25 protein-coding genes and 1 pseudogene are annotated in these 26,453 nt (G+C 55.6%); 21 read left to right on the top strand and 5 right to left on the bottom strand.

All coding sequences use genetic code 11. The annotated features are described in order from the left end of the window. Window positions 1-176: 176 nt before the first annotated feature. The 4 genes and pseudogenes from ftsY to rpoH all read left to right on the top strand — a co-directional run. Window positions 177-1,217: pseudogene (gene ftsY / locus A1830_RS00220) on the top strand (signal recognition particle-docking protein FtsY); the annotation flags it as partial. 5 nt (window positions 1,218-1,222) lie between these two features. Next, the gene (ftsE, locus tag A1830_RS00215) at window positions 1,223-1,891 is read left to right on the top strand and encodes a cell division ATP-binding protein FtsE (RefSeq protein ID WP_067699995.1); all 669 of its coding nucleotides are present in this window, start codon (window positions 1,223-1,225) and stop codon (window positions 1,889-1,891) included. After that, window positions 1,881-2,873 carry a permease-like cell division protein FtsX gene (gene ftsX / locus A1830_RS00210; protein ID WP_067699993.1) on the top strand — a complete coding sequence of 331 codons (993 nt, stop codon included), beginning with the start codon at window positions 1,881-1,883 and terminating at the stop codon, window positions 2,871-2,873. Before ftsE ends, ftsX begins: the two co-directional genes overlap by 11 nt. Before the next feature lie 262 nt (window positions 2,874-3,135). After that, window positions 3,136-3,990: an RNA polymerase sigma factor RpoH gene (gene rpoH / locus A1830_RS00205; protein WP_067699990.1), complete on the top strand. Its 855-nt coding sequence runs from the start codon at window positions 3,136-3,138 to the stop codon at window positions 3,988-3,990. A 255-nt stretch (window positions 3,991-4,245) separates the two neighbouring features. On the opposite strand, the gene panM is transcribed toward rpoH, so the two are convergent. Continuing rightward, window positions 4,246-4,641, bottom strand: a complete 396-nt coding sequence (gene panM, locus A1830_RS00200; RefSeq protein WP_067699987.1) for an aspartate 1-decarboxylase autocleavage activator PanM — start codon at window positions 4,639-4,641, stop codon at window positions 4,246-4,248. A 388-nt stretch (window positions 4,642-5,029) separates the two neighbouring features. On the opposite strand from panM, the gene A1830_RS00195 reads away from it, so the two are divergent. From A1830_RS00195 to A1830_RS00145, 11 genes are all read left to right on the top strand, one after another. Then, window positions 5,030-6,145: a branched-chain amino acid ABC transporter substrate-binding protein gene (locus tag A1830_RS00195; RefSeq protein ID WP_067699985.1), complete on the top strand. Its 1,116-nt coding sequence runs from the start codon at window positions 5,030-5,032 to the stop codon at window positions 6,143-6,145. 93 nt (window positions 6,146-6,238) lie between these two features. Beyond that, the gene (gene livH / locus A1830_RS00190; RefSeq protein ID WP_067699983.1) at window positions 6,239-7,165 is read left to right on the top strand and encodes a high-affinity branched-chain amino acid ABC transporter permease LivH; all 927 of its coding nucleotides are present in this window, start codon (window positions 6,239-6,241) and stop codon (window positions 7,163-7,165) included. Beyond that, window positions 7,162-8,436: a high-affinity branched-chain amino acid ABC transporter permease LivM gene (locus A1830_RS00185; protein WP_067699980.1), complete on the top strand. Its 1,275-nt coding sequence runs from the start codon at window positions 7,162-7,164 to the stop codon at window positions 8,434-8,436. The genes livH and A1830_RS00185 overlap by 4 nt, the downstream gene beginning before the upstream one ends. Next, window positions 8,433-9,197, top strand: a complete 765-nt coding sequence (livG, locus tag A1830_RS00180; RefSeq protein WP_067699975.1) for a high-affinity branched-chain amino acid ABC transporter ATP-binding protein LivG — start codon at window positions 8,433-8,435, stop codon at window positions 9,195-9,197. Before A1830_RS00185 ends, livG begins: the two co-directional genes overlap by 4 nt. 10 nt (window positions 9,198-9,207) lie before the next feature. Then, window positions 9,208-9,909 (top strand): high-affinity branched-chain amino acid ABC transporter ATP-binding protein LivF, encoded by a 702-nt coding sequence (gene livF / locus A1830_RS00175; protein ID WP_067699972.1) that lies wholly within the window; start codon window positions 9,208-9,210, stop codon window positions 9,907-9,909. Between the two features lie 199 nt (window positions 9,910-10,108). Then, window positions 10,109-11,431 (top strand): sn-glycerol-3-phosphate ABC transporter substrate-binding protein UgpB, encoded by a 1,323-nt coding sequence (ugpB, locus tag A1830_RS00170; RefSeq protein WP_067699969.1) that lies wholly within the window; start codon window positions 10,109-10,111, stop codon window positions 11,429-11,431. Between the two features lie 56 nt (window positions 11,432-11,487). Next, on the top strand, window positions 11,488-12,375 hold the full coding sequence (ugpA, locus tag A1830_RS00165; RefSeq protein ID WP_067699964.1) for a sn-glycerol-3-phosphate ABC transporter permease UgpA: 888 nt from the start codon (window positions 11,488-11,490) through the stop codon (window positions 12,373-12,375). Further along, on the top strand, window positions 12,372-13,217 hold the full coding sequence (gene ugpE, locus A1830_RS00160) for a sn-glycerol-3-phosphate ABC transporter permease UgpE (RefSeq protein ID WP_067699962.1): 846 nt from the start codon (window positions 12,372-12,374) through the stop codon (window positions 13,215-13,217). Before ugpA ends, ugpE begins: the two co-directional genes overlap by 4 nt. Before the next feature lie 3 nt (window positions 13,218-13,220). Beyond that, window positions 13,221-14,294, top strand: a complete 1,074-nt coding sequence (locus tag A1830_RS00155) for a sn-glycerol-3-phosphate import ATP-binding protein UgpC (protein ID WP_067699961.1) — start codon at window positions 13,221-13,223, stop codon at window positions 14,292-14,294. Next, a complete protein-coding gene (gene ugpQ / locus A1830_RS00150; RefSeq protein WP_067699958.1) occupies window positions 14,291-15,034 on the top strand; it encodes a glycerophosphodiester phosphodiesterase in 744 nt (247 codons plus the stop codon). The genes A1830_RS00155 and ugpQ overlap by 4 nt, the downstream gene beginning before the upstream one ends. Window positions 15,035-15,428: 394 nt before the next feature. Further along, the gene (locus tag A1830_RS00145; RefSeq protein WP_067699955.1) at window positions 15,429-16,382 is read left to right on the top strand and encodes an Rpn family recombination-promoting nuclease/putative transposase; all 954 of its coding nucleotides are present in this window, start codon (window positions 15,429-15,431) and stop codon (window positions 16,380-16,382) included. 165 nt (window positions 16,383-16,547) lie between these two features. Here the strand turns inward: A1830_RS00145 and A1830_RS00140 are convergent, their stop codons facing one another. Beyond that, entirely contained in the window at window positions 16,548-16,841 is a 294-nt protein-coding gene (locus A1830_RS00140; protein WP_067699951.1) for a DUF2756 domain-containing protein, read from the bottom strand. A 170-nt stretch (window positions 16,842-17,011) separates the two neighbouring features. Between A1830_RS00140 and ggt the strand changes: the two genes are divergently transcribed. Then, the gene (ggt, locus tag A1830_RS00135) at window positions 17,012-18,745 is read left to right on the top strand and encodes a gamma-glutamyltransferase (protein ID WP_369815681.1); all 1,734 of its coding nucleotides are present in this window, start codon (window positions 17,012-17,014) and stop codon (window positions 18,743-18,745) included. A 125-nt stretch (window positions 18,746-18,870) separates the two neighbouring features. On the opposite strand, the gene A1830_RS00130 is transcribed toward ggt, so the two are convergent. Further along, window positions 18,871-19,365: a GNAT family N-acetyltransferase gene (locus A1830_RS00130; RefSeq protein WP_067699944.1), complete on the bottom strand. Its 495-nt coding sequence runs from the start codon at window positions 19,363-19,365 to the stop codon at window positions 18,871-18,873. Window positions 19,366-19,714: 349 nt separating this feature from the next. On the opposite strand from A1830_RS00130, the gene A1830_RS00125 reads away from it, so the two are divergent. The 4 genes from A1830_RS00125 (at window position 19,715) to gntU (ending at window position 23,634) form a co-directional block, all read left to right on the top strand. After that, complete coding sequence (locus A1830_RS00125) at window positions 19,715-20,410, top strand: pirin family protein (RefSeq protein WP_067699941.1); 696 nt, start codon at window positions 19,715-19,717, stop codon at window positions 20,408-20,410. A gap of 96 nt (window positions 20,411-20,506) precedes the next feature. Next, window positions 20,507-21,502 (top strand): gluconate operon transcriptional repressor GntR, encoded by a 996-nt coding sequence (gene gntR / locus A1830_RS00120; RefSeq protein WP_067699939.1) that lies wholly within the window; start codon window positions 20,507-20,509, stop codon window positions 21,500-21,502. 245 nt (window positions 21,503-21,747) lie between these two features. Further along, entirely contained in the window at window positions 21,748-22,287 is a 540-nt protein-coding gene (gntK, locus tag A1830_RS00115; RefSeq protein ID WP_067699937.1) for a gluconokinase, read from the top strand. A 6-nt stretch (window positions 22,288-22,293) separates the two neighbouring features. Next, window positions 22,294-23,634: a gluconate transporter gene (gntU, locus tag A1830_RS00110; RefSeq protein WP_067699935.1), complete on the top strand. Its 1,341-nt coding sequence runs from the start codon at window positions 22,294-22,296 to the stop codon at window positions 23,632-23,634. Between the two features lie 453 nt (window positions 23,635-24,087). Here gntU and A1830_RS00105 read toward each other — a convergent pair whose 3' ends face one another. Further along, on the bottom strand, window positions 24,088-24,681 hold the full coding sequence (locus A1830_RS00105; protein ID WP_067699932.1) for a YhgN family NAAT transporter: 594 nt from the start codon (window positions 24,679-24,681) through the stop codon (window positions 24,088-24,090). 281 nt (window positions 24,682-24,962) lie between these two features. Here A1830_RS00105 and asd point away from each other — a divergent pair, with 281 nt between their 5' ends. Beyond that, window positions 24,963-26,072: an aspartate-semialdehyde dehydrogenase gene (gene asd / locus A1830_RS00100; RefSeq protein ID WP_067699930.1), complete on the top strand. Its 1,110-nt coding sequence runs from the start codon at window positions 24,963-24,965 to the stop codon at window positions 26,070-26,072. A gap of 83 nt (window positions 26,073-26,155) precedes the next feature. Here the strand turns inward: asd and A1830_RS22425 are convergent, their stop codons facing one another. Further along, a complete protein-coding gene (locus A1830_RS22425; protein WP_156484900.1) occupies window positions 26,156-26,452 on the bottom strand; it encodes a hypothetical protein in 297 nt (98 codons plus the stop codon). Window position 26,453: the final 1 nt, after the last annotated feature.

The raw sequence follows: 26,453 nt of genomic DNA, 5'->3' as shown, positions 1-26,453 counted from the left end.
CTGAAATCCAGCCCGAGCCGGAAGCCGTGCTGCTGCCGGAAGAACGCGCTGAAATCCAGCCCGAGCCGGAAGCCGTGCTGCTGCCGGAAGAACGCGTTGAGATCCAGCCCGAGCCAATCGCGCCAGAAGACTCGATCGCTGCGGCACTGGCAAAGGTTGAGAACACCGAACACACCGAGCAGGAGCGCCCCAGCAAAGAGGGCTTTTTTGCGCGTCTGAAGCGTAGCCTGGTCAAAACGCGGCAGAACCTGGGATCGGGCTTTATCAGCCTGTTCCGGGGTAAAAAGATTGATGACGATCTGTTTGAAGAGCTGGAAGAGCAGTTGCTGATTGCCGATGTGGGCGTTGAAACGACCCGTCGGATTATCGGTAACCTCACGGCTCAGGCCAACCGCAAGCAGNTGTTTGAAGAGCTGGAAGAGCAGTTGCTGATTGCCGATGTGGGCGTTGAAACGACCCGTCGGATTATCGGTAACCTCACGGCTCAGGCCAACCGCAAGCAGCTTCGCGATGCCGAAGCGCTTTATGGCCTGCTAAAGCAGGAGATGGCCGAAATTCTGTCGAAGGTTGAAGCACCGCTGGATGTCGGCACGAAGTCGCCGTTTGTCATCCTGATGGTTGGCGTGAATGGCGTGGGTAAAACCACCACTATCGGCAAGCTGGCGCGCCAGTATCAGGCTGAAGGAAAATCGGTCATGCTGGCTGCTGGCGACACCTTCAGGGCGGCAGCCGTTGAACAGCTCCAGGTGTGGGGCGAGCGTAATCATATTCCTGTGATTGCCCAGCAAACCGGTGCCGATTCTGCTTCAGTTATCTTTGACGCGATCCAGGCAGCAAAAGCCCGCCACGTTGACGTGCTGATTGCTGATACCGCAGGCCGCCTGCAAAATAAATCGCATCTGATGGAAGAGCTGAAAAAAATCACCCGCGTGATGAAGAAGCTCGATGAACAGGCGCCGCATGAGGTGATGCTGACCATTGATGCCAGCACCGGACAGAATGCTATCAGCCAGACCCGACTCTTCCATGAGGCGGTTGGGCTGACGGGTATTACGCTAACCAAGCTGGACGGCACCGCAAAGGGTGGCGTTATTTTCTCGGTAGCGGATCAGTTCAACATTCCCATTCGCTATATCGGCGTGGGTGAAGGCATTGAAGATTTGCGATCGTTTAAGGCAGACGATTTTATTGAGGCACTTTTTGCCCGAGAGGACTAATTAGGATGATTCGCTTTGAAGAGGTCAGTAAGGCTTATCTCGGCGGTCGGCAAGCGCTTCAGGGGGTAGATTTCCATCTGCGTCCGGGGGAAATGGCGTTTCTGACCGGGCATTCGGGAGCGGGAAAAAGTACGCTGCTGAAACTTATTTGCGGCATTGAACGTCCCAGCGCCGGGCATATCTGGTTCAGCGGGCACGACATCAGCCGCCTGAAAAGCAGCGAAGTCCCTTTCCTGCGCCGCCAGATTGGAATGATCTTTCAGGATCACCATCTGTTGATGGACCGCTCTGTCTATGACAACGTGGCGATCCCGCTGATTATTGCCGGGGCGAGCGGTGAAGATATCCGCCGTCGCGTATCGGCTGCGCTGGATAAAGTGGGCCTGCTGGACAAAGCGAAGAGTTATCCAATCCAGCTCTCCGGCGGTGAACAGCAGCGGGTGGGCATCGCCCGTGCGGTGGTGAACAAGCCCGCAGTTCTGCTGGCCGATGAGCCTACCGGAAATCTGGATGATGCGCTGTCGGAAGACATTCTGCGTCTGTTTGAAGAGTTTAACCGCGTTGGCGTCACGGTGCTGATGGCCACCCATGACCAGGCGCTGATCGCCCGGCGTAATTACCGCCTGATGAGGCTCAATCAGGGACGTTTACACGGAGGTCAAGGTGGCCAATAAACGCAATACCCGCGCACCGGCGCCAAAAACCGCGAAGCCAAAGCAGCCCTCTAAAAGTCAGGCGTTAAAGGGAGGGTGGCAGGAGCAGTGGCGCTATGCGCTGCGCGGCTCGCTGTCGGACATGTGGCGTCAGCCGCTGGCCACGCTGCTCACGGTGATGGTGATCGCTATCTCACTCACCCTGCCGAGCGTCTGTTTTATGGTGTGGAAAAACGTTAGCCAGGCCGCTGAACAGTGGTATCCCGCGCCGCAGCTGACCGTTTATCTCAGCAAGACGCTGGATGATGACGCAGCGGAAAACGTGGTGGCTCAGCTGAAAAAAGAGGACGGCGTGGACAAGGTGAATTACCTGTCACGCGAAGAGGCGATGGGCGAGTTTCGTAACTGGTCCGGCTTTGGCGGCGCCATGGATATGCTGGAGCAAAACCCGCTACCCGCGGTGGCGATTATCACGCCTAAGCTGAATTTCCAGAACTCTGACACCATGAATAATCTGCGCGATCGCGTGGCGAAGGTGCAGGGTATCGACGAAGTGAAAATGGATGATAGCTGGTTCGCCCGGCTGGCGGCGCTGACCGGTCTGGTAGGGCAGGTTGCAGCGATGATCGGCGTGTTGATGATCGTGGCGGTATTTCTGGTCATCGGCAACAGCGTGCGGCTCAGCATTTTTGCCCGTCGCGACACCATTAACGTGCAGAAACTTATCGGCGCGACCGACGGGTTTATCCTGCGGCCATTCCTGTACGGCGGTGCCCTGCTGGGCTTTACCGGGGCGCTGCTGTCGCTGGTGCTGTCGGAGGTGTTGGTATTCCGTCTGGAGTCCGTCGTAACGCAGGTTGCCGCCGTGTTTGGCACCACCTTCAACCTGCACGGCCTGGCCTGGGACGAGAGCCTGCTGCTGCTGCTGATTTCTGCCATGATTGGCTGGATCGCGGCCTGGCTCGCGACGGTACAACATTTACGTCGATTTACGCCGCAGTAACCCCTTTTCACGATTTTTTGTTATAATCTTCCTCTGCTGTTTGAGTAAAGCCACAGAGGAAGCGTGAGTTTCAGCGTCTTCCCGCATCGGCTCCAGCCCGCCAGAAGCTGTGTTTAATTTATGCACACTTAAAAGTGAACTTGTGGATAACTTTGCAGTCGAAGTAGCACGGATTGCTTTAACTTATGACCCGCGTTCACGTAGTCTGGTAAATTGTGCAGGGAATGGCACAGCAATAATGCTTATTACAGAGAGGGTTTGAATGACCAAAGAAATGCAAACTTTAGCTATTGCTCCTTTAGGCAACCTGGATTCCTACATCCGGGCCGCCAATGCCTGGCCTATGCTGACGGCAGAAGAGGAAAAAGCGCTGGCTGAACGGCTGCATTACCAGGGCGATCTGGATGCGGCTAAGACGCTGATCCTGTCTCACCTGCGCTTTGTTGTTCATGTTGCCCGTAACTATTCGGGCTACGGCCTGCCGCAGGCTGACCTGATTCAGGAAGGCAATATTGGCCTGATGAAAGCCGTACGCCGCTTTAACCCGGAAGTGGGTGTGCGTCTGGTCTCCTTTGCCGTTCACTGGATTAAAGCTGAGATCCACGAATACGTGCTGCGTAACTGGCGTATCGTCAAGGTTGCGACCACTAAGGCACAGCGCAAGCTGTTCTTTAACCTGCGTAAGGCTAAGCAGCGTTTAGGCTGGTTTAACCAGGAAGAGGTTGAAATGGTGGCCCGTGAGTTGGGTGTTTCCAGCAAAGACGTACTGGAAATGGAGTCGCGTATGGCGGCTCAGGATATGACCTTTGACCCAACGCCTGATGACGAAGGTGAAGGCCGCTCAATGGCGCCGATGCTCTATCTGCAGGATAAGTCATCTGACTTTGCCGGTGGCATTGAAGAGGACAACTGGGATGCACACGCTGCTGATAAGCTGAGCGATGCCATGCTGGGCCTGGATGAGCGTAGTCAGGACATTATTCGTGCCCGCTGGCTGGACGACGATAATAAAACCACGCTGCAGGAGCTGGCCGATAAATACGGCGTTTCCGCCGAGCGCGTGCGTCAGCTTGAAAAGAACGCCATGAAAAAGCTGCGCGTGGCTATCGAAGCCTGAGAAGCGTAGCCTGGAACATCCGCGCTAAGCGAATCATCGCCCCCGCCAGGGGCGATGATCTGAACCCGCCGTAACTTACCCACTTCTGTTAAACCGTCTTAATCCTTCTGAATTACCCCAGCCCTTCATTATTTAGCCACGCTGACATGCATCAACAGGATATCGGCCGCTTCCTTCACCCTTTTTAGCGTACAGGGCAGCGTGCGGAAAATTGACCGGCGCGCATTTCGTTAAAGTAAGGACTGGCTCAGGCTGCTATTTACGAAGGCACACCCAGCCGCCATCAGCAGGCACAAATCCGGCCTGATGCATAAAGGCCGCAATAACCTCGGGATCGCTATCGTCATTCGTTGCCATCCACCACCGCGTCACCGTCGGATTCTGCGCCAGCGTGTCGGCCAGCAGATAACTCCCCACGCCGCGACGACGCGTCACTTCACGTACCATCAACGCTTCAAGTTCGCCCTGCGCGCCTTCAATCGTCAGCCTGACCGCAGCAAGCAGGCGCTCATTGAACGTGGCGGCGTAAAGCTGATGCTGCTCATCCAGCCTCCTCTCCAGCGCATCCAGCGAGGTGTCGGGCCATATTTTCCCCAGGTCCAGTCGGTCCTGCGCAGATAAGTGGTGCAGTCTGATAATGGTAAGTTTCATAATTCCGATCGGGTCAAGGTGAAAGGCCTGGTTTATCTAAAATCCCTGTTAAAGGACAGTTTAACTTTTGCTAATCTGAAAACAAAGCATTCGCTCTGTGCCGCGCCGCTCCGGCAGAGATAAGCTTAAATAATCACCGAAAAGCCAGCATAACGCGCTGGATAACTGCTTACTATGCCACCGTTTCTGCCAGTGAATACGTCCGTTAAGGGCAGAGTTTTCTTAATATGTCAGTTGCTTTGCAGAAGAAAACTCCTGTTTAATGGACTGATAATAAAGAGTTATTAATAAAAATGGCCTGAAATCTCCTAACGCCTTATTCCTAAAGCGTTTTACGTAGATTCGATGGCTATAAAAACAGCAAACACAACAGGCGGGGTAGTCGAGGATGAAAATCGTTAAAGGTAGCGCGCTGCTGGCAGGATGCATTGCGCTGGCAATGAGTCAGGCGGCGGTAGCGAAAGAGATTAAAGTGGCTATTGTCGGAGCCATGTCGGGTCCGGTTGCACAGTATGGCGATATGGAGTTCACCGGCGCGAAGCAGGCCATCGCGGACATTAATGCAAAAGGCGGCGTCAACGGCGACAAGCTGGTTGGCGTTGAATATGACGATGCCTGCGACCCCAAACAGGCCGTAGCCGTAGCAAACAAAGTGATCAACGACGGCATTCACTACGTGATCGGCCACATCTGCTCCTCTTCCACCCAGCCTGCGTCGGATATCTACGAAGATGAGGGTGTGCTAATGATCACGCCCGCGGCAACCAGCGCCGAGCTGACTACCCGCGGCTATAAAATGATTATGCGCACCACCGGGCTGGATTCCGATCAGGGGCCGACTGCGGCGAAATATATCCTCAGCGTGGTTAAACCGCAGCGGATCGCCGTAATCCACGACAAGCAGCAGTACGGTGAAGGCCTGGCGCGGTCCGTGCAGGATAGTCTGAAAAAATCCGGCGGCAACGTGGTGATGTTTGAAGGGGTCACCGCAGGAGATAAAGATTTCTCTACCCTGGTGGCCCGCCTGAAAAAAGAGAACGTCGATTTCGTCTATTTTGGTGGTTACTATCCGGAAATGGGACAGATCCTTCGTCAGTCTCGCGCAGCCGGTCTGAAAACGCAGTTTATGGGTCCTGAGGGCGTCGGCAACTCATCGCTGTCGAATATCGCGGGTGCGGCTTCCGAAGGGATGCTGGTGACGCTGCCGAAGCGCTACGATCAGGAGCCTGCCAATAAACCGATCGTTGATGCGCTTAAGGCGAAAAAACTCGACGCTACCGGCCCATTCGTCTGGACCACCTACGCTGCGCTACAGGCGCTGACTACCGGGATGACGCGCAGTAAGAGCGCAGAACCAGCGGACATTGCGAAAAACCTGAAGGAGGGTGCGCCCGTGCCCACGGTGATGGGCGACCTGAGCTGGGATGCGAAAGGGGACCTCAAAGGGTTCGAGTTTGGCATATTCCAGTGGCATGCTGACGGTTCCTCCACGGCGGTGAAATAAAACCGGCGGCTGGCCAACACACCGGCCAGCCTGTTCAGATGCCAGGCGTTTTTATTCTCTCCGCCGACGCGGGAGGAAGTAAGGTATTCAGGTATGTCCGAGCAGCTCCTCTATTTTTTGCAACAGATGTTCAATGGCGTAACGTTAGGCAGCACCTACGCGCTGATCGCCATTGGCTATACCATGGTGTATGGCATCATTGGGATGATCAACTTCGCCCACGGCGAGGTCTATATGATTGGCAGCTACGTATCCTTTATTGTGATTGCTGCGCTGATGATGATGGGTATCGACGTCGGCTGGATGCTGATTGGTGCCGGATTTATCGTCGCCATCGTGATTGCCAGCGCGTACGGCTGGAGCATCGAACGCGTTGCCTACCGTCCGGTACGATCCTCAAAACGGCTGATTGCGCTGATCTCCGCCATCGGCATGTCCATTTTCCTGCAAAATTACGTCAGCCTTACTCAGGGATCGCGCGACCTTGCGCTGCCGAGCCTGATAACGGGTCAGTGGATGCTGGGCGAAAGTAACGGCTTTTCCGCCACGCTCTCAACGATGCAGGTTGTTATCTGGCTGGTCACCTTCGTGGCGATGCTGGCGCTGACGCTGTTTATCCGCTATTCCCGGATGGGACGTGCCTGCCGCGCCTGTGCCGAGGATTTGAAAATGGCCAGCCTGCTGGGCATTAATACTGACCGCGTCATCTCCCTGACGTTTGTTATCGGGGCCGCAATGGCGGCGGTGGCGGGTGTATTGCTGGGCCAGTTTTACGGCGTCATTAACCCCTACATTGGCTTTATGGCCGGGATGAAAGCATTTACTGCTGCGGTGTTGGGCGGAATAGGGAGTATTCCAGGGGCCATGGTCGGTGGGCTGATCCTTGGTATTGCTGAAGCGCTGACCTCGGCTTACCTCAGCACGGAATACAAGGATGTGGTCTCTTTCGCGCTGCTGATCGTGGTGCTGCTGGTCATGCCGACCGGTATCCTGGGGCGTCCAGAGGTGGAGAAAGTATGAAACACCTCAACCTGCTTAACGCCCTGGCCTCCGCCGCGATGCTGTTGCTGCTGGCCGCTTTCTTTATGGGCATGCGCCTGGATCTGGACGGCACCCGGTTGGTGGTCAACAACGCCGGAAGCGTGCGCTGGAACTGGATAGCAATCGGCTGTGCGGTGGTCTTCTTCTTTCAGCTGCTGCGCCCACTGCTACAGCACGGCCTGAAAAAAGTCTCTGCGCCGTCGCTGGTATTGCCGGGGATCGACGGTTCAACGCGAAAGCAGCAGCTGTTTATGCTGCTGCTGATCGTTGCCGCCATTGCCTGGCCCTTCCTGGTGACGCGCGGCACGGTGGATATCGCCACGCTGACGCTGATTTATGTGATGCTGGGTCTGGGGCTGAACGTGGTGGTGGGTCTGTCAGGCCTGCTGGTTCTGGGCTACGGCGGCTTTTACGCCATCGGTGCCTACACGTTTGCGCTGCTTAATCACTATTACGCACTGAGCTTCTGGGAATGTCTGCCGCTGGCCGGGCTGGTGACGGCACTGTTCGGACTGCTGCTTGGCTTCCCGGTACTGCGGCTACGCGGGGATTATCTGGCAATTGTTACGCTCGGCTTTGGGGAAATCGTCCGTATTTTGCTGCTCAATAATACGGAGATTACCGGCGGTCCCAACGGCATCAGCCAGATCCCTAAGCCAACGCTGTTCGGACTGGAATTTAACCGCAGCGTACGCGATGGCGGCTGGGATACCTTCCATCATTTCTTTGGACTGAAATATGATCCGAGCGATCGCATTATTTTCCTCTATATGGTGGCGCTGTTGCTGGTGGTACTGACGCTATTCGTGATTAACCGGCTGCTGCGGATGCCGCTGGGTCGCGCCTGGGAAGCGCTGCGCGAGGATGAAATCGCCTGTCGCTCCCTGGGGCTAAACCCAACGCGCATCAAGCTGACCGCCTTTACCATCAGCGCGGCCTTTGCCGGATTTGCCGGCAGCCTGTTCGCCGCCCGCCAGGGGTTTGTCAGTCCGGAATCCTTCACCTTTGCGGAGTCTGCCTTCGTGCTGGCTATCGTGGTACTGGGCGGGATGGGATCGCAGTTCGCAGTGATCCTCGCGGCCGTTCTGCTGGTAGTTTCGCGCGAGCTGATGCGCGATCTGAACGAGTACAGCATGCTGGTGCTCGGCGGGCTGATGGTGCTGATGATGATCTGGCGCCCGCAGGGGCTGCTGCCGATGAAGCGACCGCATCTCAAGCTGAAAAGCGTGGAAAAAGGAGATGCCGTATGACGCCGGTCTTGTCCGTAAGCGGCCTGATGATGCGCTTTGGTGGCCTGCTTGCCGTAAACAATGTCGAGCTGGAGCTGCGCCCACAGGAGATCGTTTCGCTGATTGGTCCAAACGGGGCGGGTAAAACCACAGTCTTTAACTGCCTGACCGGCTTTTACCGGCCAACCGGCGGCAGCATCAGGCTGCGCGATCGCGAGCTGGCGGGTCTGGCGGGACAAAAAATTGCCCGAATGGGCATCGTACGCACCTTCCAGCACGTACGGCTGTTCCGTGAGATGACGGTAATTGAAAATCTGCTGGTCGCCCAGCATCAACATCTGAAAAGCGGGGTATTTGCCGGACTGTTAAAAACGCCCGCTTTCCGTCGCGCGGAGAGCGAGGCGCTGGACAGGGCGGCGACGTGGCTTGAACGCGTCGGCCTGCTGGCGCTCGCCAATCGTCAGGCGGGCAACCTCGCCTACGGTCAGCAGCGCCGGCTGGAGATTGCCCGCTGTATGGTAACCCGGCCGGAAATATTGATGCTGGATGAGCCCGCAGCGGGGCTGAACCCCAAAGAGACGCATGAGCTGGACGCGCTTATCGCCGAGCTGCGACGTGAACATAAGGTGTCGGTATTGTTGATTGAACACGATATGAAACTGGTGATGGGCATTTCCGACCGGATTTATGTGGTTAACCAGGGTACGCCGCTGGCGAACGGTACGCCGGATGAAATCCGTAACAATCCGGATGTGATCCGCGCTTACTTAGGGGAGGCATAAGGTGAATCCAATGCTATCTCTGCAAAATATCAGTGCCCACTACGGTAAAATCCAGGCGCTGCACGACGTTAGCCTGCATATTAACCAGGGCGAGATCGTTACGCTCATCGGCGCCAATGGGGCAGGTAAAACTACGCTGTTGGGCACGCTGTGTGGCGAGCCGCGCGCCACCGAAGGTAACATCATTTTTGATGATAAGGTCATAACCGGCTGGCAGACCGCGCGCATTATGCGCGAGGCGATTGCCATTGTTCCGGAAGGAAGGCGCGTATTTGCCCGCATGACGGTGGAGGAAAATCTGGCAATGGGCGGTTTTTTTGCCGCTCGCCAGCAGTATCAGACCCTGATCGCGCGCGTCTATGCGCTCTTCCCGCGGTTGTATGAGCGCCGGACGCAGCGTGCGGGGACCATGTCCGGCGGCGAGCAGCAGATGCTGGCGATTGGCCGGGCGCTGATGAGCCAGCCGCGTCTGCTACTGCTGGACGAGCCTTCCCTTGGCCTTGCGCCCATTATTATCCAGCAGATCTTCGACACCATCGAACAGCTGCGGCAGGAGGGCATGACGATTTTCCTCGTTGAGCAAAACGCCAATCAGGCGCTAAAGCTGGCCGATCGCGGCTATGTGCTGGAGAACGGTCGCGTGGTGCTGGAGGACAGCGGCGACGCCCTGCTGGCTAACGAGGCGGTCAGAAGCGCCTACCTCGGCGGCTGATAAGCCCGTCCCCCAGGGCCAGCCAGCAGGCTGGCCTTTTTACCGCAGCGTGATCTGCATCACGCCTCAGTGCGTCACCCTGCTGTCACCTCACCGTCATCATCCCGTTATTTTTCTGTCATTTTTCCATGTCATGTTACCTGCCGGATACCTTTAGTGCGCGCTATTGCGCACCTTACCCCGGGAACAGGAAACCACTATGTCATCACGATCATTTCGTCATACTGCACTCAGCATGCTGATGGGGCTGACCCTCAGCGGACAGGCGTTAGCCGTAACCGAGATCCCTTTCTGGCATTCGATGCAGGGCGATCTGGGCGTAGAGGTCGATTCACTGGCTCAGCGTTTTAACGAATCGCACCCGGAATATAAAATTGTCCCGACCTGGAAAGGCAACTATGAACAGAGCCTGGCGGCGGGTATTGCTGCCGTGCGCTCGGGCAAGGCGCCGGCGATCCTGCAGGTCTACGAAGTGGGTACGGCAACGATGATGGCATCAAAAGCGATTGTGCCAGTCTATGACGTTTTCAAAAACGCCGGGATCCCCCTTGATGAGAAACAGTTTGTGCCCACGATCGCCGCATACTACAGCGACGCCAAAACCGGCCATCTGATATCACAACCGTTCAACAGCTCCACGCCGGTGCTCTATTACAATAAAGATGCGTTCAAAAAGGCCGGCCTTAACCCGGACAAGCCGCCAGCAACCTGGCAGGAGTTACAGCAGGATGCCGCCGCGCTGCGTAAAGCGGGAATGATCTGCGGCTACGCCAGCGGCTGGCAGGGATGGATTCAGATTGAAAACTACAGCGCCTGGCACGGCCTGCCGGTGGCGACTAAAAATAACGGCTTTGACGGCACCGATGCAGCGCTGGTGTTTAATCAACCGGCTCAGGTGCAGCACATCGCCATGCTGGAAGAGATGAACAAAAAGGGCGAGTTCAGCTACTTTGGCCGCAAAGATGAGTCCACGGCTAAATTCTATAACGGCGACTGCGGCATCACGACCGCCTCGTCCGGCTCGCTGGCTGATATCCGCCATTATGCCCGCTTTAACTACGGCACAGGCATGATGCCTTACGATGCCTCCGTTCCCAATGCCCCGCAGAACGCAATGATCGGCGGTGCCAGCCTGTGGGTCATGAAGGGCAAGGATGCTGAAACGTATAAAGGGGTTGCTGAATTTATGCAGTTCCTGGCCCAGCCGGAAATTGCTGCGGAATGGCACCAGAAAACCGGCTACCTGCCGATTACCACGGCGGCATGGGAGCTGACCCGTCAGCAGGGTTTCTATGACAAAAATCCCGGAACCGAAACCGCTACCCGCCAGATGCTCAACAAACCGCCGCTACCGTTTACCCGGGGAATGCGTCTGGGCAACATGCCGCAAATCCGCACTCTGATTGATGAGGAGCTGGAAGGGGTCTGGACGGGTCAGAAAACGCCGCAGGCCGCACTGGATAACGCGGTACTACGCGGTAACCAGCAGCTGCGTCGTTTTGAACAGACGGCCAGGCAGTAGCCGCCTCCGCCCGCGCCCATGCGCGGGCATTAAGCGCCCTTTCTCAGAGTAACGCTATGTCTTCTTCTCGCCCCGTGTTCCGTTCCTGCTGGCTGCCTTATTTACTGGTGCTGCCGCAGCTGTTGATAACGATAGTCTTCTTCCTCTGGCCTGCGGGTGAAGCGCTGTGGTATTCGGTACAGAATGTCGATCCTTTCGGTATTACCAGCTCCTTCGTCGGTCTGGAAAACTTTCGCCGTCTGATCGGTGACGACAGCTACCTCGCATCATTCTCGACCACGCTAATTTTTAGCGGCCTGGTGACGGCTATCGGTCTGACGGTATCGCTGTTCTTCGCCGCGCTGGTGAACCATGTTCTGTGTATGAAGCGTGTCTGGCAGACGCTCTTTCTGCTGCCTTATGCGGTGGCCCCGGCCATCGCGGCGGTTCTGTGGATGTTTTTATTCAGCCCTGGCCAGGGTCTGGTGACGTGGCTACTGGGTCAATTCGGCTACAGCTGGAACCACGCGCAAAATAGCGGGCAGGCGATGTTTCTGGTGGTGCTGGCCTCCGTCTGGCAGCAGATGAGCTACAACTTTCTGTTTTTCTTTGCCGCGCTACAGTCAATTCCCCAGTCGCTGAACGAAGCGGCTGCCATTGATGGTGCGGGGCCGGTGCGGCGTTTTTTTCAGCTCTCCCTACCGCTGATTACACCCGTCGGCTTTTTCCTGATGGTGGTGAACCTTGTCTATGCCTTCTTCGATACCTTCCCGGTGATTGACGCTGCAACGGGAGGCGGGCCGGTTCAGTCCACCACCACCCTGATTTATAAAATCTATCGTGAAGGATTTGCCGGTCTCGACCTCTCTTCCTCCTCCGCGCAGTCGGTGGTGCTGATGGTACTGGTGATTATTTTGACGGTGATTCAGTTTCGCTACGTGGAGAAAAAGGTGCGCTATCAATGATTGAGAATCGACGCGGGCTGACGATTTTTAGCCATATTATGCTGGTAGTTGGTGTACTGACGGTGCTGTTCCCGCTCTATGTGGCCTTTGTTGCCGCCACGCTTAACAACAGTGAAGTCTTTCAGGTGCCGATGACCCTGATCCCCGGGCAGCACCTCTGGGACAACATTGTCGATATCTGGCATAACGGCGTGGCGCAGAACAGTGCGCCCTTTGGCGTCATGCTGATGAACAGCGCCATCATGGCGCTAAGCATTACTGCCGGAAAAATCACGGTTTCAATGCTTTCAGCCTTCGCACTGGTGTGGTTTCGCTTCCCGCTGCGCGGTCTGTTTTTCTGGATGATCTTTATCACGCTTATGCTGCCCGTTGAGGTGCGCATATTTCCGACGGTGGAGGTGATCGCCCGGCTGGATATGCTCGACAGCTACCAGGGGCTGACGCTGCCGCTGATGGCGTCGGCCACCGCCACCTTCCTGTTTCGCCAGTTCTTTATGACGCTCCCCGATGAGCTGGTTGAAGCAGCACGCATTGACGGCGCCAGTCCGATGCGCTTTTTCCGTGACATCGTGCTGCCGCTGTCGAAAACCAACCTGGCGGCGCTGTTCGTCATGACCTTTATCTACGGCTGGAACCAATATATGTGGCCCCTACTGATCGTCAACGATACCCATCTGGGTACCGCCGTGGCGGGNATTCGCAGCATGATTGGCAGCGGGGATGGCGCGACGCATTGGAACCTGGTGATGGCAGCGATGCTGCTGACCATGTTACCGCCCATCGCTGTAGTTTTACTGATGCAACGCGCCTTTGTGCGCGGGCTGGTTGAGAGAGAGAAATAAACGATGGCAGAAGTCAGTATTCAGGCTGTAACCAAGTCCTATGATGGTAAAAATCAGATTATTCAGCCGCTTAACGTGACCATACATGACGGCGAGTTTATGGTGATGGTGGGGCCTTCCGGCTGCGGTAAATCGACCCTGCTGCGCATGGTGGCCGGACTGGAGCGGGTCACCAGCGGCGATATTTATATCGATGGCCAGCGCGTTACCGATCGGGAGCCGAAAGATCGGGGTATTGCGATGGTGTTTCAAAACTATGCGCTTTATCCGCATATGAGCGTCGGGGAGAATATGGCCTACAGCCTGAAAATTCGCGGCATGGGCAAAACGCATATACGCCAGCGCGTACTCGACACGGCGCGCAGCCTGGAGCTTGAGGCGCTGTTGGACCGCCGTCCACGGGAGCTTTCCGGCGGACAGCGTCAGCGGGTGGCGATGGGACGGGCCATCGTCCGCGAGCCTGCCGTGTTTCTCTTCGATGAGCCTTTATCCAACCTGGATGCCCGTCTACGCGTGCAGATGCGGCTGGAGCTACAGCTGCTTCATCGGCGTCTGAACACGACCAGCCTGTATGTTACGCACGATCAGGTCGAAGCCATGACGCTGGCGCAGCGGGTGATGGTAATGAACAGTGGTGTGCTGGAGCAACTGGGTACGCCGGTAGAGATCTACGAGCGCCCGGCAACGCGCTTTGTCGCCAGTTTTATCGGCGCGCCAGCGATGAACCTGCTGGAGGGGGTGATCAATGCGTCAGGGACGCAGCTGGTGATGTCGGGTGATTTTTCCCTTCCGCTGGTGGAACAGAAAAGTGGCTGGGCAGGGCGTGCATTGACGCTGGGTATCCGTCCGGAGCATATTAAGCTCTCTACGGCATCGGCAGGTGGCCTGCCGATGGTGGTGGAGTCGCTGGAGATGCTGGGGGCAGATAATCTTGCCCATGGTCGATGGGCGGGTAGTCGTGTGATAGCACGTCTGCCGCATGATCAGCGGCCTGTGCCGGGCAGCACGCTCTGGCTTCATCTGCCGCCTGACGCGCTTCATTTCTTTGATACCAGTAACGGACAACGACTCGAATGACGTATGACATCTGGCCCTATCCTCACATTGTCGCCCATCGCGGGGGCGGTAAGCTGGCCCCGGAAAATACCTTAGCCGGTATTGATACGGCGGCCAGGCTGGGGCACAAAATGATTGAGTTTGATGCAAAGCTTTCGCTCGATGGCGAAATATTTCTGCTGCACGATGACACGCTGGACCGCACCAGCAATGGCTGGGGCCTCGCGGGGCAGCTTCCGTGGGAAAAACTTTTGCAGCTGGATGCCGGCAGCTGGTTTAGCAAGGCTTTTGCTCATGAACGGCTGCCGCTTATGGCGGATGTTGCTGAGCGCTGCGCGAAATATCAGATGATGGCGAATATCGAGATCAAACCAACGACCGGCCTTGACGCTGAAACCGGTCATGCGGTGGCGGTGGCGGCGCGTGACTTCTGGCATACGCAGATCCCACCGCTGCTCTCCTCATTTTCCACTCAGGCGCTGGAATCGGCAAAGCAGGCCGCACCCGAGCTTCCGCGGGGCTTGCTGCTGCATGAGTGGCGCGAGGACTGGCTCTCACTGATACAGGAGCTTGACTGCATCTCCATTCATCTTAATCACAAAATTCTGGATGAAGCGCGGGTCGCGGTTTTGAAAGCGGCGGGGCTGCGCGTGCTGGTGTATACGGTGAATAGCCCAGAACGGGCGAGAACGCTGCTGAAGTGGGGGGTAGATGCGATTTGTACCGATCGTATCGATCTGCTGGGACCTGATTTTAGCTGACCCTTTTATTACAGGGGTCTGCCAGGGCGGACGGCAGACCCGTCGATGATCGGTTGTGGCTACGCTTTCTTTACAGGCCATCTTTATTACGTTCGGCGTGAAGACTTCATTATTTTCGCGGTCATGAATGGAGGGCATGGGCGATTGTATAATATTAAATATCCAGAGCATATTCACGGCAATGAAAGATAAATATCCTTTCAACTTTCAACTTTCAACTTTCAACTTTCAACTTTTTTACCTTAAATTTAACACTTTTTTCTTTCTCTTTCCCTTGGGGTGAATATTGGTATAACTTTCGTTTCCTGATATTAACTAATAGTTTCCGGTTAATATTTTTCACAAAGGGTGGGTGATAATATTGTGGCTATTCATAGCCAGAGGCGACCCGTCCGTGAAAAAGAAAACAAGCACTCCCATGCCCCACGATGCCATATTCCGCCAGTTTTTGGCGCAGCCGGAAATTGCCCGTGATTTTATTGAAACCCACCTTCCGGTAGCGCTGCGCGAACTTTGCGATCTCAACACGCTGAAGCTGGAGTCGGGCTCATTTGTTGAGGATGATCTTCGCCAGTATTTCAGCGATGTGCTCTACAGTCTGAAAACGGTGGCGGGTGACGGATATATCCATGTCCTGATTGAGCATCAGTCCACGCCGGATAAACATATGGCATTCAGGCTACTACGCTACGCGGTGGCAGCAATGCAGCGCCATCTTGAAGCCGGCAACCCCAAACTGCCGCTGGTGATACCGATATTGTTCTATGCGGGTAAACGCAGTCCATATCCCTATTCCACCAACTGGCTGCAGGAATTTGCGGATCCGCAACGGGCAGGTAAACTCTATAGCAGTGATTTTCCGCTGGTTGACGTCACGGTTATTCCGGACGAGGAAATAGCCGGTCACCGCAGTATGGCCGCCCTGACCCTGCTGCAAAAGCACATTCATCAACGTGATATGGCGGAGCTGACTGACAGACTGGCTGCAATTCTGCTGGCCGGATATCTTTCTTCAACGCAGGTAGTATCGCTGATACACTATATCGTACAGGCAGGCGAATCGTCAGATGCAGAAGCCTTTATATGTGGACTGGCACAGCGGGTGCCGCAACACGGAGAAGTACTGATGACCATTGCACAACAGCTTGAAAAAAAAGGCATTAAAACGGGCCTGGAACAGGGTCTGGAACAAGGTCTCCAGCTTGGGAGAGAAGAAGGGCGTTTTGAAGGCGAGCGTAAAGCTACGCTGAAAATCGCAATGGCCATGCTGCAGAATGGAATAGATCGCAATACCGTGATGAAAATGACCGGACTTTCAGAAGACGAACTGGCTAAAATTCAACATTGATCGGCCTTATTAGTTATGTTTATCTGATGAGTCGGAGCGCTGCCGGATAACGTAAATGCGTCACATCGGCCTGACAGAAGAAATGAAAGTTTTTTCACCGTTGGCGGCGAAAATAACAGGAGTATCTGCACAAAAAATATATTCTCGGCAGATACTCCATCAATATTAGTTGCTGTTCTGCTGCACCGGAGGTTGAGTATTGCTTCCCGGCTGCGATTTCAAAATACGCTGCGAAGCGCTGTTACGCTGCTCCTGAACTTTACGCTGTAGATCCTGGCTCTGGCGCTGCTGATCGGCCTGCAGCTTGAGCTGTTGCTGAGCCTGCTGTGTCTGCATCTGTGACTGAACGCGCTGCGTGCTCGGGTTATACCCCGGCTGATTTGGATCGTTGGTGTTGTTTAGCATGTTTGCCATGCCGCTTAGCGGTGCCAGTGCGGCAAAAATGATTAGCCATTTCATAAAACGCCCTCCTTGTTTCGATACCTAATTATATCCCAGACATACCTGCGTCACTCCAGGAGTTGACTGATTTAGACGAGACTTCGCCTTTTCTGTTATTTCGTGCACACTTAGCCTGGGTAAATAAACGTAAATAATAATGTTAAGGGGTATAAATGAGCAGACAGGGCATGATGGGGCGGTTTGCAGGATCGCTGATAGTGAGTGTGTTATTTTTACAGGGCGCAACGGCCGCTCCTGCGGCAGCGCCCGTTTCTTATGGCGTGGAAGCGGATACGTCCCACCCGGTTAAGGAACAGCACGGGATGGTATCGTCGGTTGACGCCCTGGCGACCCAGGTTGGCGTGGACATTCTAAAACAGGGCGGTAACGCCGTTGATGCCGCCGTTGCCGTAGGCTATGCGCTGGCGGTGACCCACCCTCAGGCTGGAAATCTTGGTGGTGGGGGATTCATGCTGCTGCGCACCGCCTCCGGGCACACCACGGCCATCGATTTCCGCGAAATGGCACCGACCCATGCCAGCCGCGATATGTTCCTTGATGCTCAGGGTAATGCCGACAGTAAAAAATCGCTGACTTCGCCCCTGGCCTCCGGTGTTCCCGGTACGGTTGCAGGCCTGGCGCTGGCGAATAAAGAGTACGGTACGCTGCCGCTCAGCCGCCTGATCGCACCGGCCATTGCGTTAGCCCGTAAAGGGATTGTGGTTGACCAAGCGCTGGCAGACGATCTTAACGTCTATGGCAAAGAGGTGTTGATAAATCATCCCAACAGTAAGGCAATCTTTTACCGCCCGGATGGAACGCCCTGGAAGCGTGGCGAAACGCTGGTACAGCGAAATTTGGCGCACAGCCTGACGCTGATTGCGAGGCAGGGACCTGAAGCCTTTTATAAAGGTGAAATAGCCGACCAGATCGCCAGTGAAATGGCGGCCCACGGTGGCCTGATTGGCAAGGCGGACCTGGCGAACTACCGGGCCATTGAACGCAAGCCCATCAGCGGCACCTACCGTGGATATGAAGTCTATTCCATGCCGCCGCCGTCCTCTGGCGGGATCCATATCGTGCAGATCCTGAACATTCTCGAAAACTTCGATTTGGCGAAAATGGGCTTCGGAAGCGCAGATGCCATGCAGGTGATGGCCGAAGCGGAAAAATATGCCTACGCCGATCGCTCTGAATATCTTGGCGATCCCGACTTCGTTAAGGTGCCGTGGCAGGCGCTGACCAGCAAAGCATATGCTAAATCGCTGGCGCAGAAAATTGACGTAAATACGGCACGGCCTTCCGCGGAAATAAAGCCGGGCAAGCTGGCCCCCTACGAGAGCAACCAAACCACTCACTTCTCCGTCGTGGACAAGCAGGGGAATGCGGTGGCGGTCACCTACACCCTGAATACCTATTTTGGCAGCGGGATCGTCGCGGGCAACAGTGGCATCCTGATGAATAATGAGATGGATGACTTCTCCGCTAAACCGGGGACACCGAACGTTTATGGCCTGGTCGGCGGTGAAGCCAACGCCGTACAGCCTTACAAACGACCACTATCATCTATGTCACCGACCATCATCGCGAAGGGAGGGAAAACCTGGCTGGTAACGGGCAGCCCTGGCGGCAGCCGCATCATTACCACCGTGCTGCAAATGGTCGTGAACAGTATTGATTTCGGCATGAACGTCGCCGAAGCGACCAATGCACCCCGATTCCACCATCAGTGGTTGCCCGATCAGCTGCGCGTGGAGAAAGGATTTAGCCCTGATACGTTGAAGCTGCTGGAAGCCAGAGGACAGCATGTGAAAGTCATGCCAACCATGGGCAGCACCCAGAGCATTATGATCGGCCCGGACGGTATGCTCTATGGCGCATCCGATCCGCGCGCGATTGATGACCTGACGGCCGGGTATTAACCTTACTCCTGCCGAATGACGTGCTCATTACTGCCAAACGGGTACGTCTGACCAACAGCGACGGCGTCCGGATTGCCGTCGCTTTTCTTTTATCTCACCGGCAAAAGAAAAGCGACCCGAAGGAGTTACTCCTTCAGGCGGGCCATATAGAGGGCATCGGTCTGCTGACCGTTGCGTACGGCGAAGCGTCGTGCAAGCCCTTCGGTTTCAAAACCAAAATGCTGATACAGCGCGATCGCACGGGCGTTATCCGCAAACACCGTCAGCTCAATACGATCGACGCTCAGCCAGTTATCGCAGAGATTAATCATCTCCTGCATTAATGCCCGTGCAACTCCCTTCCCGCGATGATGAAAATCCACGCACAGACCAAAGGTAGCGGAATGGCGACGCCGCGCCCGCTGGTAAACCTCCAGGGTGAGATCGCCCACCACCTGACCATCAATACAGGCCACCAGCCGCTGCGTGCCAGGAGGAGTATTTTCCACGCGTTCCTGCCACAGCTTGAGTGAGGGGTGAGGGATTTGCAGCGTGTCGGCATAGGTTTCCGGCTGGCTCAGGATGCGATGCAGGGCGGCGGCATCGCCACTCAGGGCATGGCGAATCACAATCTCACTCATTTTATCTCCTTTTTTTAAACGGGCAATCCCCTTAAACATCAGGGGCATTGACAATAAAATCAAGAAAAAAACTTTACAGACGCGAATGATAATGATTATTATTGTCATGCGTTTTCGACATGGGCTTCACGGACCAGTCGGAGAAGCACGACATTGCTCACATTGCTTCCGGTATTACTTAGCCAGCTCGGGTGCTGGCTTTTTTTTGCCCGTCATATCTCCACGTCAAAATGTCTGAAAAGCGCCGCTTTTCTCTGTCGAATTATTTGAACAGAGAAGACAATTTTCTCCGCTATCATCCTGTTCATAACCGGTCCAGACTGGATTAAAACATTGAAGAGGATTGAATATGATCTATATACGTAAGGCACAGGAGCGCGGCCACGCTAATCACGGCTGGCTGGACAGCTATCACACTTTCTCCTTCGCTAACTATTATGACGCTGATTTTATGGGCTTCTCGGCGCTGCGGGTTATTAATGAAGATGTAATCGATGCCGGACAGGGCTTTGGTACCCATCCGCACAAAGATATGGAGATCCTGACCTACGTGCTCTCCGGTACCGTTGAGCACGAAGACAGCATGGGCAATAAAGAGCAGATCCCGGCGGGTGAGTTCCAGATTATGAGTGCCGGTACCGGCGTGCGTCACTCTGAATACAACGCCAGTGAAGAGGTGCCGCTGCACCTGTATCAGATCTGGATCATCCCGCAGGAAACCGGGATTGAACCGCGATACGCACAGCGCCGGTTCGATGATGTTCAGGGGCGTCAGCTGGTGCTGTCACCGGATGCGCGCGACGGTTCGCTGAAGGTTTTCCAGGACATGACGCTCTCTCGCTGGGCGTTTAAACCGGGCGAGCAGGGGAGTGCTACGGTAGATGCGGGTCGCCGCATCTGGATCCAGGTGGTCAGGGGTGATGTCACCGTTAACGGCGCAGCGGCATCTACCAGTGATGCGTTTGCCATCTGGGATGAGGAACTGCTGAGCATCAATGCCGCCAGCGAGGCTGAAATCCTGCTGTTCGATCTCCCTCCTGTCTGATCCGTCACACTTTGGGCGCGGTTATCCGCGCCCTGCACCGTTTTCCCTTCAGTTTTGTTACACTCACCCTATCTCCCTCCATGACCTGATATAACCATGAAGAAAAAAAGACCGGTGCTACAGGATGTTGCCGATCGCGTGGGCATCACCAAAATGACTGTGAGCCGCTATCTGCGCAACCCTGAGCGGGTTTCTGCCGCTCTGCAAATCCGCATTGCTGAAGCGCTGGATGAGCTGGGCTACATTCCCAACCGGGCGCCGGACATTCTTTCAAACGCCACCAGCAGGGCGATTGGCGTACTGCTGCCCTCGCTGACTAACCAGGTATTTGCCGATGTACTGCGCGGTATTGAAGCGGTGACCGATGCGGCGGGTTATCAGACCATGCTGGGCCATTTCGGTTACAGTCCTGAAAAGGAAGAGCTGCAAATCCGCTCGCTGCTGGGCTGGAATATTGACGGGCTGATTCTGAGTGAACGCACCCATACCCCAGCGAGCCTGCGCATGATCGAAACGGCAGGCATACCGGTGCTGGAGATGATGGACTGCATCTCTCCCTGCGTGGATATGGCAGTCGGTTTTGACAACGTTGAGGCCGCGCGCCAGATGACGCAGGCCATTCTGCGTAAGGGACACCGCAATACGGTCTATCTGGGCGCCCGGCTGGATGAGCGTACCCTGCTTAAGCATCAGGGCTACGAGCTGGCGATGCGGGAAGCTGGACTGACCCCACGCAGCGTGATGATGGAAGAGGCGTCATCGTTCTCAATGGGCGGCCTGCTGTTAAAAGAGGCTCAGACACGCTATCCCGATGCCGACAGCCTGTTCTGTACCAATGACGATCTGGCAGTCGGCGCGATGTTTGAATGCCAGCGGCAGGGATTACGCGTACCGCAGGATATGGCGATTGCGGGCTTTCACGGACACGATATTACCCAGGTAGTCACCCCGCAGCTCGCGACAGTCATGACCCCTCGTGAGCAGATGGGAAAGGCGTCGGCTGCGCTGCTGCTGGCGAGGATCCGCGGTGACCATGCCGAGGCGGAGCCGATAAATGTGGGCTTCACCCTTTTCGAAGGGGGCAGCATTTAACCCCCGTTGTTGATTCCTGTGCCTGAAGGGGCAGCATTAAGCTGCTCACCCGCTGCTTTGATCCTTTGTGCGAAATTGTTCCTAAACTGTCAATTGTTTGAACCACTTCACAGATACCAGCTTTTTCCTCCACAGCTGTTGCCCTGGCAGGCGCGCCACCAGACAATGTTACCGATAACACCCTGAACCTGATTGCGAACCTTAAATCAGCCGGGTCACGAGAATTACCTGCCGGAGCAACACTCATGAAAACATCCCCTTCGTCCAATCACGTTTTTGTGCTGATGGGCGTATCCGGAAGCGGCAAATCAGCCGTTGCCAATGCCGTGGCGCACCAGCTGAAAGCGGCTTTCCTCGACGGTGATTTCCTTCATCCTCGCGCGAACATTGAGAAAATGTCTGAAGGACATCCGCTGAACGATGGCGATCGTAAACCCTGGCTGACGGCAATTAACGATGCGGCATTCGCGATGCAGCGCACCAATGCTGTCTCACTGATCGTCTGTTCTGCGCTGAAAAAGAGCTACCGGGACATTCTGCGTAAGGGTAATGAAAACCTTTCATTTGTTTATCTGCGTGGAGACTTCGACACCATCGAATCGCGCCTGCGTGCGCGTAAAGGTCATTTCTTTAAGCCACAGATGCTGGTGACGCAGTTTGCCACGCTGGAAGAGCCCGCAGGCGACGAGCACGACGTGCTGGTTGTAGACATTAATCAGACGCTGGATGAGGTTGTGGCGAACACCATTACCACCATCAACGGCGCAATCAATAAGACTCAATAGGCTGCCATGGCTACTGCAACGCTGGTTTTAACCGCGGCAGGTTCCGTATTGCTGCTGCTGTTTCTGGTCATGAAAGCGCGGATGCACGCCTTTGTGGCGCTGATGTTAGTTTCGGTGGGTGCCGGTCTGTTCTCCGGTATGCCGCTGGATAAAATTGCCGACACCATGCAAAAAGGCATGGGCGGCACGCTGGGCTTTCTGGCGATTGTGGTCGCGCTTGGCGCGATGTTCGGTAAAATTCTGCATGAAACCGGCGCGGTCGATCAGATAGCGATTAAGATGCTGAAAACCTTCGGCGAAAGCCGTGCGCATTACGCTATGGGGATCGCCGGACTGATCTGCGCGCTGCCGCTGTTTTTTGAAGTGGCTGTCGTCCTGTTGATAAGCATCGCCTTTGCGGTCGCGCGTCGTACTCAGGATAATCTGGTCAAGCTGGTTATCCCTCTGTTTGCCGGGGTGGCCGCGTCTGCTGCCTTTCTGCTGCCGGGGCCGGCACCCATGCTGCTGGCGTCGCAGATGCATGCGGACTTCGGCTGGATGATTCTGCTGGGCCTGTGTGCGGCGATCCCGAGCATGTTAATTGCCGGGCCGCTATTCGGTAACTTTATCAGCCGCCGCGTCACCTTTTCGCTCCCGGCAGAGACCAGCCATCCTGAATTTGAAGAAAGCAAGTTGCCCTCTTTTGGCTTTAGTCTCTCGCTGATCCTGTTTCCACTAATCCTCGTCGGACTGAAAACCATCGGGGCGCGCTTTACCGAGCAGGGCAGTACGCTGTATGAGTGGCTGGAGTTTATCGGGCATCCCTTTATTGCCATCCTGCTGGCCTGTCTGGTCGCTATCTACGGCCTGGCTTACCGTCAGGGAATGGATAAAGAGCGGGTGATGCAGATCTGCGGCAGTGCGCTTCAGCCTGCGGGAATTATTCTGCTGGTGATTGGGGCCGGTGGCGTGTTTAAGCAGGTGCTGGTGGATTCTGGCGTCGGCCCGGCGTTGGGGAATGCCCTGACCGGCGCGGGTCTGCCAGTGGCGCTGGCCTGCTTTATTCTTGCTGCCGCGGTGAGGATTATTCAGGGCTCAGCAACCGTTGCCTGTCTGACCGCCGTCGGTTTGATTATGCCGGTGATTGAGCCGTTGCATTATTCCGGCGCGCAGATGGCCGCCCTGTCTATTTGCATTGCCGGTGGTTCAATTGTGGTGAGTCACGTTAATGATGCCGGCTTCTGGCTTTTTGGCCGTTTTACCGGCGCCACGGAAGCGCAAACGCTGAAGACCTGGACGCTGATGGAAACCATTCTCGGCACCGTTGGTGCAGTGGTCGGTATGATTGCGTTTGAGATACTTTCCTGACGTTTGAGAGGGTATTAACAGGGGCGTTGGGATGATATCTGCTGTTACGGTGAATAATCTCAGCGTTCGCAGGCCAGTCATACAAGCTGCACTATTCGCGATGCCGGTGGACAATCCCAGCGTTCGCCGGGCGTCCTCACGCCACGCTCTGCGTGGTGCCTTTGGCTCCGGCTCCGGCCCGGACGGCCCGGTCGCGAGCGGGCATCCCTGCCCGCCGCTCCCTGAGTGCAGCATCCCTGCTGCCCTCGCCTGGCCCCACCCGTAGGCGATGCCACTGAACTTTGCAGCACCGGGCCCCACCCGTAGGCGACACCCCCGAACTTCGCAGCACCGGGACCACCCGTAGGCGACACCTCCGAACTTTGCAGCACCGGGCCCCACCCGTAGGCGATGCCGCTGAACTTTGCAGCACCGGGTCCGCCCCCAGCCTCACCGCTAACGCGGCAAAACGCGTTAAATCTTCAGATAGGCGCGGATCCCATCCAAAAACATCTGGGTCGCCAGCATAATCAGGATCAGTCCCATCAACCTCTCCAGTGCGTTAACGCCCTTCTCGCCCAGCAGGCGTAAAAATAGCCCCGAAAGCAGCAGAATCACTACCGTGGTCCCCCAGGCAAACAGCAGCGCGCCCACAAGATAGCTCATCCGGTCGGGGTACTGATGTGAAAGCAGCATCAGCGTAGCCAGCAGGGAAGGGCCGGCAACCAGGGGGATCGCCAGCGGTACCAGAAAAGGCTCTTCTCCCGCAGGCAGTCCGGTACTGCTACTCTCCGGCGAAGGGAAAATCATTTTGATAGCGATCAGGAACAGGATAATTCCCCCGGAAATCGACACGGTCTCGGTACGCAGATTCAGAAAGACGAGAATTTTCTCGCCGGCGAATAAAAACAGCAGCATGATCACCAGCGCAATCAGCATTTCGCGGATCAGCACCACCCGTCGACGTTTCGGCTCCAGATGTTTTAAAACCGACATAAAAATCGGCAAATTGCCCAGCGGATCCATAATAAGCAGCAATAATATTGTTGCCGAGATCATTTCAGTCATCGTTGTTGTTCTCGTATTTGCGCAGTTTGCCGCAGGATATAAGCAGCATTGCTAAAAATTTGCCTGCAATCGATTTAATTCACTTGCCACTTTTCCAGCATTTTGTAAGGTAAACGTCAGATCGATCCCTTATCCATTTACTCTAACAGGTCAGGCGCGACTGTCGCAGTCAGATTGCTTACCGCCCGCGCGTTGCGCCCTCCGCGACCTTATCGTTGCGTCACAGGCGCGAATCGCTGCCGGCGAGCAGATGCCAGTAAAGCCCCTGAAGCAGGTACAACATGAAATCAGTTGGATTAATAGGCTGGCGCGGCATGGTTGGCTCCGTGCTGATGCAGCGCATGAGCGAAGAGCGCGACTTTGACGTGATTCGCCCGGTGTTTTTCTCAACCTCGCAGTACGGCCAGGCCGCTCCCGAATTGGGTAGCCAGCCTGCGGGTGTGCTGCAGGATGCTTTTAATATTGATGCGCTGATGGCGCTCGATATCATCATTACCTGTCAGGGCGGGGATTATACCACTGAAATTTATCCAAAACTGCGTGCCGCAGGCTGGCAGGGGTACTGGATCGATGCGGCGTCGACGCTACGCATGGACGACGATGCGCTGATTATTCTCGATCCGGTTAATCACCAGGTTATTCGTCAGGGGCTGGACAAAGGCATTAAAACCTTTGCGGGCGGCAACTGCACCGTCAGCCTGATGCTGATGTCACTGGGCGGCCTGTTCGCCAGCAATCTGGTCGAGTGGGCTTCGGTAGCGACCTACCAGGCCGCATCCGGCGGCGGCGCTCGTCACATGCGTGAGCTGCTAAGCCAGATGGGCATGCTACATAACCATGTGGCGAAAGAGCTCCAGAATCCGGCCTCCGCCATTCTGGATATCGAGCGTAAGGTCACTGAAATGAGCCGCAGTGGCGTATTGCCGACGGACAACTTCGGCGTGCCGCTGGCAGGCAGTCTGATCCCGTGGATAGATAAGCAGCTCGAAAATGGTCAGAGCCGCGAAGAGTGGAAAGGGCAGGCGGAAACCAACAAAATTTTGCAGCCGTCCACGCTTATCCCGGTTGACGGGCTCTGCGTACGCGTCGGAGCGCTTCGCTGCCACAGCCAGGCCTTTACGCTAAAGCTGAAAAAAGACGTGCCGCTGCGTGAGATCGAACAGATGCTGGCCGACCACAACGAGTGGGTTAACGTGGTGCCTAACGACCGCGAACTGACGATGCGTGAACTGACGCCTGCCGCCGTTACCGGTACGCTGAAAACCCCGGTTGGCCGCCTGCGTAAGCTCAATATGGGGCCGGACTATCTGTCAGCCTTTACCGTGGGTGACCAGCTACTGTGGGGTGCCGCCGAACCGCTGCGCCGTATGCTGCGCCTGCTGGTCGATTAACATTATTTTTCTCTGCCGGGCAGGCGAAAAACCTGCCCGGCCGCTCCCGCGCTTTACCCCCACCCGCCCACAGCACGTTGTGTTCAAACGCCATTAGCTAAGTTTATCTGTAGCGCTGGCGCGCCTTCACTCGCTTTCTTCCCTGAATTCCCATCGCCAATCTCTGAAAGTTTGATCTGGAAGTCATATTTTTGTCGTTTCGGTGAGGGCTTTAGTGGCGGCTTAGCTATGCTTAAAAAATAGCGTCTTTTAAACATGACTGGAAAGTTTGCCCGTTCTGGTCCAAAAAATTTTTTTGAGTATCCAACTGAATTTGTCGCACGCTGCGGCGGTTTTTCCCACTGGATGGTCACCTCTCCCGTCAGCGTGCTTTTGCTCAAT

The organism is Erwinia sp. ErVv1 (assembly GCF_900068895.1).
GTDB lineage: Bacteria > Pseudomonadota > Gammaproteobacteria > Enterobacterales > Enterobacteriaceae > Erwinia.
Note: the sequence above shows the minus strand (reverse complement) of the source record. Positions and strands in the feature narration are given on the sequence as shown.

What these genes read in the sequence shown, in the direction of transcription:
- ftsE (WP_067699995.1), top strand. Translation starts at nt 1,223, where the DNA reads ATGATTCGCTTTGAAGAGGTCAGTAAGGCTTATCTCGGCGGTCGGCAA.
- rpoH (WP_067699990.1), top strand. Translation starts at nt 3,136, where the DNA reads ATGACCAAAGAAATGCAAACTTTAGCTATTGCTCCTTTAGGCAACCTG.
- panM (WP_067699987.1), bottom strand. Translation starts at nt 4,641, where the DNA reads ATGAAACTTACCATTATCAGACTGCACCACTTATCTGCGCAGGACCGA.
- A1830_RS00195 (WP_067699985.1), top strand. Translation starts at nt 5,030, where the DNA reads ATGAAAATCGTTAAAGGTAGCGCGCTGCTGGCAGGATGCATTGCGCTG.
- livH (WP_067699983.1), top strand. Translation starts at nt 6,239, where the DNA reads ATGTCCGAGCAGCTCCTCTATTTTTTGCAACAGATGTTCAATGGCGTA.
- A1830_RS00185 (WP_067699980.1), top strand. Translation starts at nt 7,162, where the DNA reads ATGAAACACCTCAACCTGCTTAACGCCCTGGCCTCCGCCGCGATGCTG.
- livG (WP_067699975.1), top strand. Translation starts at nt 8,433, where the DNA reads ATGACGCCGGTCTTGTCCGTAAGCGGCCTGATGATGCGCTTTGGTGGC.
- livF (WP_067699972.1), top strand. Translation starts at nt 9,208, where the DNA reads ATGCTATCTCTGCAAAATATCAGTGCCCACTACGGTAAAATCCAGGCG.
- ugpB (WP_067699969.1), top strand. Translation starts at nt 10,109, where the DNA reads ATGTCATCACGATCATTTCGTCATACTGCACTCAGCATGCTGATGGGG.
- ugpA (WP_067699964.1), top strand. Translation starts at nt 11,488, where the DNA reads ATGTCTTCTTCTCGCCCCGTGTTCCGTTCCTGCTGGCTGCCTTATTTA.
- A1830_RS00155 (WP_067699961.1), top strand. Translation starts at nt 13,221, where the DNA reads ATGGCAGAAGTCAGTATTCAGGCTGTAACCAAGTCCTATGATGGTAAA.
- ugpQ (WP_067699958.1), top strand. Translation starts at nt 14,291, where the DNA reads ATGACGTATGACATCTGGCCCTATCCTCACATTGTCGCCCATCGCGGG.
- A1830_RS00140 (WP_067699951.1), bottom strand. Translation starts at nt 16,841, where the DNA reads ATGAAATGGCTAATCATTTTTGCCGCACTGGCACCGCTAAGCGGCATG.
- ggt (WP_369815681.1), top strand. Translation starts at nt 17,012, where the DNA reads ATGATGGGGCGGTTTGCAGGATCGCTGATAGTGAGTGTGTTATTTTTA.
- A1830_RS00130 (WP_067699944.1), bottom strand. Translation starts at nt 19,365, where the DNA reads ATGAGTGAGATTGTGATTCGCCATGCCCTGAGTGGCGATGCCGCCGCC.
- A1830_RS00125 (WP_067699941.1), top strand. Translation starts at nt 19,715, where the DNA reads ATGATCTATATACGTAAGGCACAGGAGCGCGGCCACGCTAATCACGGC.
- gntR (WP_067699939.1), top strand. Translation starts at nt 20,507, where the DNA reads ATGAAGAAAAAAAGACCGGTGCTACAGGATGTTGCCGATCGCGTGGGC.
- gntK (WP_067699937.1), top strand. Translation starts at nt 21,748, where the DNA reads ATGAAAACATCCCCTTCGTCCAATCACGTTTTTGTGCTGATGGGCGTA.
- gntU (WP_067699935.1), top strand. Translation starts at nt 22,294, where the DNA reads ATGGCTACTGCAACGCTGGTTTTAACCGCGGCAGGTTCCGTATTGCTG.
- A1830_RS00105 (WP_067699932.1), bottom strand. Translation starts at nt 24,681, where the DNA reads ATGACTGAAATGATCTCGGCAACAATATTATTGCTGCTTATTATGGAT.
- asd (WP_067699930.1), top strand. Translation starts at nt 24,963, where the DNA reads ATGAAATCAGTTGGATTAATAGGCTGGCGCGGCATGGTTGGCTCCGTG.